Source organism: Pseudomonas sp. GD03903, from assembly GCF_029840045.1.
GTDB classification, from domain to species: Bacteria; Pseudomonadota; Gammaproteobacteria; order Pseudomonadales; family Pseudomonadaceae; genus Pseudomonas; species Pseudomonas pseudonitroreducens.
The window spans coordinates 39477-51998 of record NZ_JAOCBT010000002.1 but is presented as its reverse complement, the minus strand read 5'-3'; the positions used below and the strand labels follow the sequence as shown (position 1 = coordinate 51998).

The window sequence follows — 12522 nt, the reverse complement described above, 5'->3', positions numbered from 1 at the left end:
CCGGGTTGCACCTTGGAACACCAGCAACGCGGTGGGCGGACTCTATGGGTTGCACCCTGAGGAATTCTTGCTGAAAGCTCTGGAGTTCTTGCAAAAGACTCCGGCCCCACAGGCCGACAATTGACCATTCGATCAGCAATCAGGCCGGCGCAGGCTAACGAAATCAGCTGCGCCGCAGGCTGCCCGGGGTCAATCCCAGGTAGCGACGCATTGCCGTGGTCAGCGCGCTCTGGCTGGAGAAACCGCACTCGCCGGCCACCCCGACCAGCGGCAGGTCGGTTTCCCGCAGCAGCCGCGCGGCACGGTCGAGACGCTGGCGCAACAGATACTGGTGCGGCGTTAGACCGACGCGGTCCTTGAACTGCGCATGGAAGTGGCTGGGGCTCAGGCAGGCAACCTGCGCCAGCTCGGCCACGGTGATGCGCCGGGAAAGATGATCGGTGATGTAGCCGTCCAGCCGCTGCAGATCCAGCGGCCCGTTGCGCGGCGCACGCTCCTCGCCGAACAGTCGCAGATGCAATGCACGCAGCAAAACACCGCCCAGGGCACGGGCGAGCAACGGGTCATCGCCGTAGCGGGCGATCTCCGCTCCGGCGTAGCTGAGCAGGTGCTGGAAATCTGCATCCAGGGTCGGGTAGCGCGGCACCTCGAACAGCCGCGCCAACAGTTCGCGGTCCTGCTCACTGGTGCCGGCTTCATTCAGGTCGACGATCAGCATGCGGTTATCACCGAGCCCGGCGAACTCGTGGTCGATATCCCCCGGCACCAGGCAGGCGCGCATGCGGCAAACCTCACCAGCGGCGCCGCCGATCTCGAATTCCGCGCGGCCGCTCAGAGACATCACCAACTGGTGATGGTCATGGGCGTGCTGGTCGGTCTGGTCGGACAGCGTGGCGAGGCGGGTATCGAACATGGCGCAAACTGATCAAATTTTGAGCATGGTACGAAATTTCGTTCAGCCTGCCCAGCCGAAAGGTGCAACCCGGCGCAACTGCAAAGAAGCAAAAGCAACAAAGCATCTAAGCCAGAAAGTCTTGCTAACCAACAGATATGTTATGTTATAACAAATAACGCTTCCCCATAGCCCCTTCCCCGCCGCCTGGCGCATCCCTGACCACGAGGGAGGGGTTCGCTTTGCCAGAAGAAAACCAGGAGTTCGTCATGCCCCCATTCCTTCCCCGCCCGCGCTGGCGCCTTGCACCGCTGGGCCTGGCCCTGTGCGCCGGCGCACCCTCGCTGGCCGATGCCGCCCCCACCGAGCTGGAGCCACAGGTAATCACCGCCAACCCGCTGGGTGATGCCTCCCCCGCTGCTCCCAGCAGCGTGCTGACGGGTGATGAACTGACCCTGCGGCAGAAAGGCAGCCTGGGTGAAACCCTCAATGGCACGCCGGGCGTTTCCTCCACCTGGTTCGGTCCCGGCGCCAGCCGCCCGGTGATCCGCGGCATGGACGGCGACCGTATCCGTATCCTGCGCAATGGCGTGGGCGCGCTGGACGCCTCGTCGCTGTCCTACGACCATGCCGTGCCGGAAGACCCCAACGTGGTCGAGCGCATCGAAGTCGTGCGCGGCCCGGCCGCCCTGCTCTACGGCGGCAACGCCATCGGCGGCGTGGTCAACAGTTTCGACAACCGCATCCCCAGCGAACCAGTGGACGGTATCCACGGCCAGGGCGAGCTGCGCTACGGCGGCGCGGACACCACCCGCAGTGCCGCCGGCGCGCTCGAAGCCGGCGACGGCAACTTCGCCCTGCACCTCGATGCCGGCTCCCGCGAGTTCAATGACCTGCGCATTCCCGGTTACGCTCACTCCGCGCGCCAACGCCAAACCGATGGTGACGACGCCAAGCACCGCGTGAACAACAGCGACGGCCGCCAGGACAGCGGTGCCATCGGCGGCAGCTACCACTGGGATCACGGTTATGCGGGGCTGTCCTACAGCGGCTACGACGGCAACTATGGATCGCCCGCCGAGGACGACGTGCGCCTGAAGATGCAGCAGGACCGCTACGCCTTCGCCTCGGAAATCCGCGACCTCGACGGCCCCTTCAGCTCGGTCAAGCTGGACGCGGCCTACACCGAGTACCAGCACAAGGAAATCGAGGACGGCGAGACTGGCACCACCTTCAAGAACGACGGCTACGAGGCGCGCATCGAGGCGCGGCACAAACCGATCGGCCCGGTTGAAGGCATCGTCGGCGCGCAAGTGGCCAACAGTCGCTTCTCGGCGCTGGGCGAAGAGGCCTTCGTGCCGCATACCGAGACCGACAGCGCCGCGCTGTTCTTCCTGGAGAATTGGCAGGCCACCGAGCGCCTGGCGCTGAACCTGGGCGGCCGCGCCGAGCACACGCGCATCGAGCCGAACGCCAAGGACAATGAACGTTTCGCCGAGAACGACGGTTCACGCAGCTTCACCGCGGGCAGCCTGTCCACGGGCGCGGTGTACAAGCTGACGCCGGTCTGGTCACTGGCTGGCACCCTGGCCTACACCGAACGCGCGCCGACCTTCTACGAGCTGTACGCCAATGGTGCTCACGCGGCCACCGGCACCTATGAAGTGGGTGACGCGAACGCGAGCAAGGAAAAAGCCGTGTCCACCGACCTCGCCCTGCGCTTCGACAGCGGCCGGCACAAAGGCAGCGTCGGCGTGTTCTACAGCCGCTTCTCCAACTACATCGGCCTGCTGGCGAGCGGGCGCTACCGCGACGAGGAAGGCGCGGTGGTGGGCGCTGGCGACGACGAGGCATTGCCCGAATACCTCTACAGTGGCGTGAAGGCAGACTTCTATGGCGTCGAGGCGCAGGATCGCATCCACCTGCTGGACAGCCCCTATGGCCGTTTCGACCTGGAACTGTCCGGCGACTACACCCGCGCCAAGAACAAGGACACCGGCGAAGCCCTGCCGCGCATCGCCCCGCTGCGCCTGAACAGCGCGCTGCTGTGGGAACTGCAGCAGTGGCAGGCGCGGCTCGACGTGGAATACGCTGCCGACCAGAACCGCGTGCCGGAGAACGAACTGCGCACCGACGGCTACACCACCCTCGGCGCCAGCCTCGGCTACCGCTTCGACCTGGGCGACAGCCGCTGGCTGGCCTTCGTCAAGGGCGAGAACCTGACCAACCAGACCGTGCGCTACGCCAGCTCGATCCTGCGAGACAGCGTGCCGGCTGGCGGGCGTGGTATCCAGGCGGGGGTAAAAGTGGCCTTCTAAAGGCTAAGGCCGACGCCCGGCGTAATCCCGGGCGAACTGCGCGGCGATCCGCCCGGACCGCGACCCGCGATGGGTCGCCCAGCGGATCGCCGCCTGTTCCCACTCCTCCTGCGCTATGCCGCCCAGGCCGTGGTATTGCAGCCAGCGGGCGACTGCCTCCAGGTACTGCTCCTGGCTGAAGGCATAGAAAGATATCCACAGGCCGAAGCGCTCGGAGAGCGAGATTTTCTCCTCCACCGCCTCGCCCGGGTGCAACTCGCCGCTCTCGCTGCGCTGGAAGGACAGGTTGTCCTCGGCACGCTCGGCGAGCAGGTGGCGACGGTTGGAAGTGGCGTAGATCAGCACGTTGCCGGACTGCCCGGCCACCGAGCCGTCGAGCACGGTCTTCAGGCCCTTGTAGCCGGTTTCGCCATCCTCGAAGGACAGGTCGTCGCAGAACAGGATGAAACGCTCCTGGCGCTGGCGCAGCAGGTCGATGATCTGCGGCAGGTCGGCCAGATGCTCCTTGTCCACCTCGATCAGGCGCAACCCTTCGGCATGAAAGGCATGCAGGCAGGCCTTCACCAGCGAACTCTTGCCAGTGCCGCGGGCGCCGGTCAGCAGCACGTTGTTGGCCGGGCGGCCGGACACGAACTGACGGGTGTTCTGCTCGATCAGCGCCTTCTGCCGGTCGACATTGCGCAGGTCATCGAAGGCGATCAGCGCCGGCTCGATCACCGGCGTCAGGCGCGGCTGGCCCTGGCGGTATTCCCACAGGTGGGCGATGGCGCCCTCCGCCAACGCCAACTCGGGGCGCGCAGGCAGGGATTGTTCAAGCAGCCGGGCAATGCGGGCCAGTTGCTCGGTGATGGAGGCCAGTGCGTTCATGGAAAGTTCGGTCATAGCAGGATCATCAGGGCAGATGGGGACTGTTCAGCAGCCTAGCGATGAAGGAAAGTGGTCGTCTAACGACAAACAGGCACCCACATGCGCAAAAAGGACACCGCAGGCCAACTGCCGGAAAACCACGGCGACGAACGGGCCGCCAGCCCGGTGGCGGCCATTGCCCTGGACTTCCCCGACGGCCATCAGGTGCCCGCACACAGCCACCATCGCGCGCAGTTGCTCTATGCCGTGCGCGGCGTGCTGGTGGTGGGCAGCGCCAGCGGCCAGTGGGTGGTGCCGGACAACCGCGGCCTGTGGATACCCGGCGGCGTGGAGCACTGGACGCGGATGGTCGGCGACGTGCAGGTACGCACGCTTTATGTGGAGCCGGGCAGCGCCCCGCACCTGCCGCCGGACTGCTGTGTGCTGGCAGTCTCGCCGCTGCTGCGGGAGTTGATCCTGGCCGCGCTGTCGATCAGTGGCGAGGTCACCCCGGACTCCCGCGACGGGCGCGTCCTCGGCCTGATGCTGGACGAGCTGCGCGAAGACCCCATGTTGCCGTTGCACCTGCCGCTGCCCGCCCATCCGCGCCTGCGCGCGCTGTGCCAGGCCATCCAGGCGCAGCCCGGCGACAACGCCGGCCTGGACGAGTGGGCGGCGAAACTGAACGTGGACAGCAAGACGGTTCAGCGCTGGTTCTCCCGCGAAACCGGGCTGACCTTCGGCCAATGGCGGCAACAGGCACGCCTGCTGGCCGCGCTGGAACGCCTGGCCCTGGGCGAGAGCGTGCTGAACGTGGCGCTGGAAGTCGGCTACAGCACGCCCAGCGCCTTCAGCGCGATGTTCAGCCGCCACTTCGGCCGGCCTCCCAGTGATTTCCTGCGCCCGCGCCCGCTAATCCGTTCGTAAGCTCAAGTCGGACACAATCGGCCGCAACATGCTCCAGACACATCCTGCAGCAGCATGGGATTGAAACCCCGAGCCGGTTTCCCCATCTAGACTGTCATGTTCAATCAGTCAGGTGCCTCATGAGCGACCACGACGAGATTCACGATATCCATAGCGCCGAAGAGGTCAGCAACACCGGGCTGGTGTTGCCGGGGCAGAACCTGCCGACCACGGTCTACGTCATTCCGATCCACAACCGGCCCTTCTTCCCGGCGCAGGTCCTGCCGGTGATCGTCAACGAGGAGCCCTGGGCGGAGACGCTGGAACTGGTCGCCAAGACCGAGCACCACAGCCTGGCGCTGTTCTTCATGGAGAATCCGCCGGACGACCCGCGCCACTTCGACCCGGACAGCCTGCCCGAGCACGGCACGCTGGTGCGCGTGCACCACGCCAGCCGCGAGGGCGGTAAGCTGCAGTTTGTCGCCCAGGGCCTGTCGCGCGTACGCATCCGCGGCTGGATCAAGCGCCATCGCCCGCCTTTCCTGGTGGAGGTGGAGTATCCGCACACCCCCAGCGACCCCAGCGATGAGGTGAAGGCCTACGGCATGGCCCTGATCAATGCGATCAAGGAGCTGCTGCCGCTCAACCCGCTGTACAGCGAAGAGTTGAAGAACTACCTCAACCGCTTCAACCCCAACGACCCATCGCCGCTGACCGACTTCGCTGCGGCGCTGACCACCGCCCCCGGTGCCGAGCTGCAGGGCGTGCTGGATACCGTGCCGATCCTCAAGCGCATGGAGAAGGTGCTGCCGCTGCTGCGCAAGGAAGTGGAAGTCGCGCGCCTGCAGAAGGAACTGTCTGCCGAGGTGAATCGCAAGATCGGCGAGCGCCAGCGCGAGTTCTTCCTGCAGGAACAGCTGAAGATCATCCAGCAGGAGCTGGGCATCACCAAGGACGACAAGAGCGCCGACTCCGACGAATTCCGCGCGCGCCTCGAAGGCAAGGTCCTGCCCGAGCAGGCGAAGAAGCGCATCGACGAAGAGCTGAACAAGCTGTCGATCCTGGAGACCGGCTCGCCGGAGTACGCCGTCACGCGCAACTACCTCGACTGGGCGACCTCCGTCCCGTGGGGACTGATGGGCGTCGACAAGCTCGACCTCAAGCACGCGCGCAAGGTCCTCGACCGCCACCATTCCGGCCTGGAAGACGTGAAGGACCGCATCCTCGAATTCCTCGCGGTGGGCACCTTCAAGGGCGAGATCGCCGGCTCCATCGTGCTGCTGGTGGGCCCGCCCGGTGTGGGCAAGACCAGCATCGGCAAGTCCATCGCCGAGAGCCTGGGGCGGCCGTTCTATCGCTTCAGTGTGGGCGGCATGCGTGACGAGGCCGAGATCAAGGGCCATCGCCGCACCTACATCGGCGCCCTGCCCGGCAAGCTGGTGCAGGCGCTGAAAGAGGTGGAGGTGATGAACCCGGTGATCATGCTCGACGAGATCGACAAGCTCGGCAGCAGCTACCAGGGCGACCCTGCCTCGGCGCTGCTGGAGACGCTCGATCCGGAGCAGAACGTGGAGTTCCTCGACCACTACCTGGACCTGCGCCTGGACCTGTCCAAGGTGCTGTTCGTCTGCACCGCCAACACCCTGGACTCCATCCCCGGCCCGTTGCTCGACCGCATGGAAGTCATTCGCCTGTCCGGCTACATCGCCGAGGAAAAGCTCGCCATCGCCAAGCGCCACCTGTGGCCCAAGCAGCTGGAAAAGGCCGGCGTGCCGAAGAACCGCGTATCGATCAACGACGCTGCCCTGCGTGCAGTGATCGAGGGGTACGCCCGCGAAGCCGGCGTGCGCCAGCTGGAGAAAGTGCTCGGCAAGCTGGTACGCAAGTCGGTGATGAAGCTGCTGGAGAATCCCGAATCGACGGTGAAGATCGGTGCCAAGGACCTCGAGGAGTACCTGGGCATGCCGGTGTTCCGTACCGAGCAGGTGCTCTCCGGCGTCGGCGTGATCACCGGCCTGGCCTGGACCAGCATGGGCGGCGCGACCCTGCCCATCGAGGCGACGCGCATCCACACGCTGAACCGCGGCTTCAAGCTGACCGGGCAACTGGGCGACGTGATGAAGGAATCGGCGGAGATCGCCTACAGCTACATCAGCTCGAACCTGAAGAAGTATGGTGGCGAGCCGACCTTCTTCGACCAGGCCTTCGTCCACGTGCACGTGCCCGAAGGCGCCACGCCCAAGGACGGCCCCAGCGCCGGCGTCACCATGGCCAGCGCCCTGCTGTCCCTGGCGCGCAAGCAGGCGCCGAAGAAGGGCGTGGCGATGACCGGCGAGCTGACCCTCACCGGACAGGTCCTGCCGATTGGCGGGGTGCGCGAAAAAGTCATCGCGGCGCGCCGGCAGAAGATCTTCGAGCTGATCCTGCCCGAGCCCAACCGCGGCGACTTCGAGGAACTGCCGGAGTACCTGAAGGAAGGGCTGACGGTGCACTTTGCCAAACGCTATGGGGATGTGGCGAAGGTGTTGTTCCCCGGCTGACTGGCTGCGTCCGGCTGATCGCGGACATGCCACGCTCCTGCAGCGGATTCGACCTGTAGGAGCGAGGGGGACGCCTAGTTCTTGCTCGCGAACACGTTCCGTTGCGAGGCCAGGTTCGCGAGCAAGCTCGCTCCTACGAAAAGCTTTATCTCCTCTGCCTCGGCTTTGGCTAGTAAGAGACTTCCAGAGAAACCACCACACACTCCGAACTGCCCCTTTCAGGAGGCCTCGTTGAAGCGGGGTTTCAGGGGTTGAGCGACATGGATGTCGCGAGAGCCACGATGGGCCAGGGATGGCCCGTCGTGGCGTGCCCCTGAAACTCCGCTTCAACGAGGGTATTTTTCGCCTAAGCGAAAAACCGGATGGAGGGGCAAGCCTTCTTGGTTACTTCTTCGGCGTTTGGAAGAAGTAACTCGCCCGAGGGGGCGAAATAAAATCTCTCAACACACGCAAAAGCGGCGCAGAAACTCCCAACCCCAAACACGCACAAAACGGACAAAGTCCGCTTCAAGCCCGATTGCGTTATCCTGCGGCCCAACCTGTCCCCTCCCAGGAGCCGTCATGCCGTCGTACCGCCCATTGCTGCCCCTCACCCTGGCCCTGCTCGCCGGCTGCGCCGGACAGAGCAAACCCGTGGTCACCCTGGAAGACGCCAGCGACTGCAAACCACTGAAACTGCACACCGGCCAGGAGCTTGTGCTGATCCTGCCGAGCAACCCCACCACCGGCTTCCGCTGGGAACTGCGCAACGCCGCCAACGGCCTGCTGCGCGCCCTCGGACCGGAGGTCTACAGCAACCCGGAAGACGCAGGCCTGGTCGGCAGCGCCGGCGAATCCACCTGGCGCTTCCGCGTGACCGCCGCCGGCGAAGACACCCTGGAACTGGCCTACCGCCGGCCCTGGGAAGCAGAAGTCGCCCCCGCGCAGACTTTCGTCTGCCCCATCGCCGTGAAGTAATGCGGCGATACCCGGCGCCATAAGCCGCTCGCGCTGGCGCCTTCGGCCTGTAGGCCGGGCGCGGCGCTGCGGCACAGTGGGCGTTCATTTCCTCGGGAGGGATCCCCATGCGCTGGGCACTCTTGGCACTGATCGGCGGTGCCGCCTACCTGTTTGCCGTGACCTTCGACCTGCCCATCCTCCGCATGCTGTGCAAACCGCTGCCGGTGCTGGCCATGCTGTTCTGGATCCTCGGCACCCCTGCAGACGGCTATCGCCGCTGGGTCGCCATCGGCCTGGTGCTGTCGATGCTCGGCGACATCCTGCTGGAATGGCCGATCAATGCCTTCGTCCCCGGCCTGGCCGCCTTCCTGCTCGCGCATCTGGCCTACCTCGTCGCCTACCTGGGCGACAGCCGCCGTTTCGCCCCGCTCGGCCTGCTGGTTGCCGGTGCGCTGGGCGGCGGTCTGTTCGCCCTGCTCTACAGCCGTGGCCTCGGCCCCCTGCTGCTACCCATTGCACTGTACAGCCTGACCATCAGCGCGATGCTCTGGCGCGCCATTGCCCGACTTGGCGTGTCCTCGATCGCCAATGCCAGCCGCATGTTCGCCGCCCTCGGCGCACTGCTGTTCGTCAGCTCCGATTCGATGATCGGCTTCAGCCGCTTCGTCGCCGCCTTCGATGGCTCCTCCTACGCCATCATGCTCACCTACTGGCTCGGCCAGTTCGGTATCGCCGCTTCGGTCACATCCCGTCATATCGCTCTGCCATACTCGGAAGGACAAACCACTTCCCGGGCCTGACATGCTGCGAATCGCTTCACCGCTGCTGCTCCTCTGCTCGGCGCTGGCCAGCGCCGAGCCCCTGCGCCTGGCCGGCGACGATTGGTGCCCCTACCTCTGCCCGGACAATCCGGAAAAGCCCGGCTTCCTCCTCGAAGCCCTCGGCCAGGTGTTGCCGCAACCACCGCTGTTCGAACCCCTGCCCTGGCCGCGCGCCCTGCAGATGGCTCGCGAAGGCCTGGTCGACGGCGTAGTCGGCGCATACAGCGAAGAGTCCGAGGAACTGCTGATCGGCGAGGAGCCCATCGGCTGGGTGACCATGCGCTTCTATGTACGCAAGGACAACCCCTGGACCTGGCAGGGCCCGACCTCGCTGAGCAGCCAGTCCATCGGCCTGGCGCAGGGTTATTCGTACGGCAGGGAACTCGACGCCTGGCGCGACCAGCACCTCTCCAACCATGAACAGGTGCAGGTACTCAGCGGCGAGAAAGTGCTCGAACGCAATATCCAGAAACTACTGCTGGGGCGCATCACGGTGCTGCTCGAGGACAGCCAGATCGTCGAACACTACCTGCACCGTCATGGCCTGTCGGGGAGCATTAAAGCCGTCGGCGAGCTCGCCGATAAACGCCCTATGTACGTTGCTCTCAATCCGCGCCTGGAGGGTGTGCAGGAGCGCCTGAGCGACCTCGACGAAGGCCTGCGCGAGCTGCGCCGCAACGACCAGTGGAAGCCCCTGATGCAGGGTTATGGCATCGCCGTTGACTAGTCCTGCGAAGGCGTGAGAAAAGTCCGGCAGAGCCCTCTGTCATCGGCTATAGATCAATCATAAGAGACTGGGAAAAGGGGAGCTCCATGCGTGCAGTAGTTCGCTCGATGTTGTTGCTGGGAGCCTGCCTGACTCTCTCGGCCTGTGGCAGCCTGCTGCCCAGCGAACGCGCGGAAGTGCAATCACCATTCCTGGATTACCAGGATGCACAGAGCCGCTATAACCAGGTTGACCCTGGCAAGACCACCAAGTCGCAGCTCTACGCGCTGGGCTTCGATCCGCTGTCCCAGGGCAATGCCAAGATGCTGTCGTTCATCGACGTGCGCCTGCTCTTCGTGCAGCCGAATATCCCCATCGACTACCTGCCTGACGGCCTGGTGACCTGCCTGCAGGCCAAGGACCGCTGCGTGGGGTACGCCTTCGACTTCAACAAGACCGACAGCCAGCGCGTCGGCAGCTTCTGGGCCGACATCTTCAACTTCCGCAAGCGCCGCCAGGTGCAGGGCTGGTCGTTCCGCCCGGTGTTCGTGCTGATCGATGACGTGGTGGTGCACAAGACCAGCAACGGCGAGCCGAATATCCGCCGCATGGAAGACAAGAAGAACCCCCTCGGCCCGCTGCAGGGCGCCGGCGAATACTTCTCCGACCAGCTCAAGTGACCCTTATCGGCTGACGCTTGGGCGCACTTCGCGCCTCGGCTACAATGCGCGCCCCGGCACACCGGGCGCGCCGCGCCCTGTTGCCTGTTCAGCGTAACGAGGCCCCATCCAGCGTGAGCGAATCCGACCGCATCTTCGCCCAGCCGCAAGCCCAGGTTCCCGACTTCACCTTCAACGAGGACGTGGTGCGCGTCTTCCCGGACATGATCAAGCGATCGGTGCCGGGCTACCCCACCATCGTCGAGAACATCGGCGTGCTCGGTGCGCGCTTCGCAGCGCCGAACAGTGTGCTCTACGACCTCGGCTGCTCACTGGGCGCCGTGACCCAGGCACTGCGCCGCCACGTGAAAACCGATGGCTGCCGCGTCATCGGCGTCGACAACTCCGCACCGATGATCGAGCGCTGCGGTGAATACCTGCGCGCCCAGGACGCCATGCACCAGGAGCTGTTGCCGGTCGAACTGATCGAGGCGGACATCCTCACCCTGGACCTCAAGCCCTGCTCGCTGATCGCGCTGAACTTCACCCTGCAGTTCATCGCCCCTGCACAACGCCTGGAACTGCTTGCCCGGCTGCACAGCGCCCTGCTCCCGGGCGGTGCGCTGATCCTCTCGGAAAAACTGCGCTTCGCCGACGAACAGGAGCACGAGCTGCTCACCAACCTGCACATCGACTTCAAGCGCGCCAATGGCTACAGCGAACTGGAAATCGCCCAGAAGCGCACCGCCATCGAGAACGTCATGCGTCCCGACACCCTGGAAACCCACCGCGAGCGCCTGCTGGCCGCCGGTTTCTCCAAGGTCGTGCCCTGGTTCCAATGCCTCAACTTCGCTTCCCTGATTGCCCTGCCATGATCGAACGCTTCGACCTCGACCGCCTCGGCCTTGAACTGGCCGGCACACCGCTGGAATCCTGGGCCGCCGCGCTGCCCGCGCAACTGGCTGCCAAGGTCGACGACGGCCATGGCGACCTGGAGCGCTGGCTGGCGGCGGTGGATCGTCTGCCCGAACTGCAGCCTGCCGCCATCGAACTGCGCGAACGCTTCAATCTGGAAGGCGCCTGCGACGAGGCCACCCGCGACCAGCTCAAGCTGGCCCTGCAAGGGCTGATTCCCTGGCGCAAAGGTCCGTTCCACCTGTTCGGTGTGCATATCGACACCGAATGGCGCTCGGACTGGAAATGGCAGCGCGTCTCGCCGCACCTCGATCTGACCGGCAAGCGCGTGCTGGATGTCGGCTGTGGCAACGGCTACTACCAGTGGCGCATGCTCGGCGCCGGCGCGCGCAGTGTGGTGGGCGTCGACCCCAACTGGCTGTTCTTCTGCCAGTTCCTCGCCATGAAGCGTTACCTGCCGGACCTGCCGGCCTGGCACCTGCCCCTCGCCCTGGAAGACCTGCCCGAGAAGCTCGAAGGCTTCGACACCGTGTTCTCCATGGGCGTGCTCTACCACCGCCGCTCGCCCATCGACCATCTGCTCGCGCTGAAAGATTGCCTGCTCAAGGGAGGCGAACTGGTGCTGGAAACCCTGGTGGTGGAAGGCGACGTGAACACCGTGCTGGTGCCCGAAGACCGTTACGCGCAGATGCGCAACGTGTGGTTCCTGCCATCGGTGCCGGCGCTGGAGCTGTGGCTGCGTCGCGCCGGATTCACCGACGTGCGCAGCGTGGACATCAGCCGTACCTCGGTGGAAGAACAGCGAGCGACCGAGTGGATGCGCTACCAGTCGCTGCCGGACTTCCTCGATCCGGACGACCATGACCGCACCATCGAAGGCCTGCCGGCACCGCTGCGCGCTACGCTGGTGGCGCGTAAACCCTAGATCGGTTCGCGAGCAAGCTCGGCCCCTGTGTAGGAGCGAGCTTGCTCGCGAAGCA

The 12522-nt window shown here is 65.2% G+C and carries 11 protein-coding genes; 9 read left to right on the top strand and 2 right to left on the bottom strand.

Features of this window, described 5'->3' with window-relative positions:
• Window positions 1-163 precede the first annotated feature (163 nt).
• Window positions 164-913, bottom strand: coding sequence for an AraC family transcriptional regulator (locus N5C91_RS02750; protein WP_236171887.1), 750 nt, complete (start codon window positions 911-913; stop codon window positions 164-166).
• A 248-nt stretch (window positions 914-1161) separates the two neighbouring features.
• Between N5C91_RS02750 and N5C91_RS02745 the strand changes: the two genes are divergently transcribed.
• Window positions 1162-3210 carry a TonB-dependent receptor gene (locus N5C91_RS02745; protein ID WP_279827761.1) on the top strand — a complete coding sequence of 683 codons (2049 nt, stop codon included), beginning with the start codon at window positions 1162-1164 and terminating at the stop codon, window positions 3208-3210.
• 3 nt (window positions 3211-3213) lie between these two features.
• Here N5C91_RS02745 and N5C91_RS02740 read toward each other — a convergent pair whose 3' ends face one another.
• The gene (locus tag N5C91_RS02740) at window positions 3214-4077 is read right to left on the bottom strand and encodes an ATP-binding protein (RefSeq protein WP_279828216.1); all 864 of its coding nucleotides are present in this window, start codon (window positions 4075-4077) and stop codon (window positions 3214-3216) included.
• 99 nt (window positions 4078-4176) lie between these two features.
• On the opposite strand from N5C91_RS02740, the gene N5C91_RS02735 reads away from it, so the two are divergent.
• The 8 genes from N5C91_RS02735 to cmoB all read left to right on the top strand — a co-directional run bounded on the left by N5C91_RS02735 (window position 4177) and on the right by cmoB (window position 12467).
• On the top strand, window positions 4177-4983 hold the full coding sequence (locus tag N5C91_RS02735) for a helix-turn-helix transcriptional regulator (protein ID WP_236201414.1): 807 nt from the start codon (window positions 4177-4179) through the stop codon (window positions 4981-4983).
• Between the two features lie 119 nt (window positions 4984-5102).
• Window positions 5103-7502: an endopeptidase La gene (gene lon / locus N5C91_RS02730; protein WP_236171894.1), complete on the top strand. Its 2400-nt coding sequence runs from the start codon at window positions 5103-5105 to the stop codon at window positions 7500-7502.
• A 561-nt stretch (window positions 7503-8063) separates the two neighbouring features.
• A complete protein-coding gene (locus tag N5C91_RS02725; RefSeq protein ID WP_236171896.1) occupies window positions 8064-8459 on the top strand; it encodes a protease inhibitor I42 family protein in 396 nt (131 codons plus the stop codon).
• Window positions 8460-8566: 107 nt separating this feature from the next.
• Window positions 8567-9241 (top strand): lysoplasmalogenase, encoded by a 675-nt coding sequence (locus N5C91_RS02720; protein WP_279827749.1) that lies wholly within the window; start codon window positions 8567-8569, stop codon window positions 9239-9241.
• A gap of 1 nt (window position 9242) precedes the next feature.
• A complete protein-coding gene (locus N5C91_RS02715) occupies window positions 9243-9989 on the top strand; it encodes a transporter substrate-binding domain-containing protein (protein ID WP_279827746.1) in 747 nt (248 codons plus the stop codon).
• 86 nt (window positions 9990-10075) lie between these two features.
• A complete protein-coding gene (locus N5C91_RS02710) occupies window positions 10076-10648 on the top strand; it encodes a hypothetical protein (RefSeq protein ID WP_081517641.1) in 573 nt (190 codons plus the stop codon).
• Between the two features lie 113 nt (window positions 10649-10761).
• On the top strand, window positions 10762-11502 hold the full coding sequence (gene cmoA / locus N5C91_RS02705) for a carboxy-S-adenosyl-L-methionine synthase CmoA (RefSeq protein ID WP_279827739.1): 741 nt from the start codon (window positions 10762-10764) through the stop codon (window positions 11500-11502).
• Window positions 11499-12467 (top strand): tRNA 5-methoxyuridine(34)/uridine 5-oxyacetic acid(34) synthase CmoB, encoded by a 969-nt coding sequence (gene cmoB, locus N5C91_RS02700; protein ID WP_279827736.1) that lies wholly within the window; start codon window positions 11499-11501, stop codon window positions 12465-12467. Before cmoA ends, cmoB begins: the two co-directional genes overlap by 4 nt.
• Window positions 12468-12522 lie beyond the last annotated feature (55 nt).

Excerpts from the sequence above, each read along its gene's own strand:
- N5C91_RS02745 (WP_279827761.1), top strand. The coding sequence starts at position 1,162 with ATGCCCCCATTCCTTCCCCGCCCGCGCTGGCGCCTTGCACCGCTGGGC.
- N5C91_RS02750 (WP_236171887.1), bottom strand. The coding sequence starts at position 913 with ATGTTCGATACCCGCCTCGCCACGCTGTCCGACCAGACCGACCAGCAC.
- N5C91_RS02710 (WP_081517641.1), top strand. The coding sequence starts at position 10,076 with ATGCGTGCAGTAGTTCGCTCGATGTTGTTGCTGGGAGCCTGCCTGACT.
- N5C91_RS02735 (WP_236201414.1), top strand. The coding sequence starts at position 4,177 with ATGCGCAAAAAGGACACCGCAGGCCAACTGCCGGAAAACCACGGCGAC.
- N5C91_RS02720 (WP_279827749.1), top strand. The coding sequence starts at position 8,567 with ATGCGCTGGGCACTCTTGGCACTGATCGGCGGTGCCGCCTACCTGTTT.
- lon (WP_236171894.1), top strand. The coding sequence starts at position 5,103 with ATGAGCGACCACGACGAGATTCACGATATCCATAGCGCCGAAGAGGTC.
- N5C91_RS02715 (WP_279827746.1), top strand. The coding sequence starts at position 9,243 with ATGCTGCGAATCGCTTCACCGCTGCTGCTCCTCTGCTCGGCGCTGGCC.
- N5C91_RS02740 (WP_279828216.1), bottom strand. The coding sequence starts at position 4,077 with ATGAACGCACTGGCCTCCATCACCGAGCAACTGGCCCGCATTGCCCGG.
- N5C91_RS02725 (WP_236171896.1), top strand. The coding sequence starts at position 8,064 with ATGCCGTCGTACCGCCCATTGCTGCCCCTCACCCTGGCCCTGCTCGCC.
- cmoB (WP_279827736.1), top strand. The coding sequence starts at position 11,499 with ATGATCGAACGCTTCGACCTCGACCGCCTCGGCCTTGAACTGGCCGGC.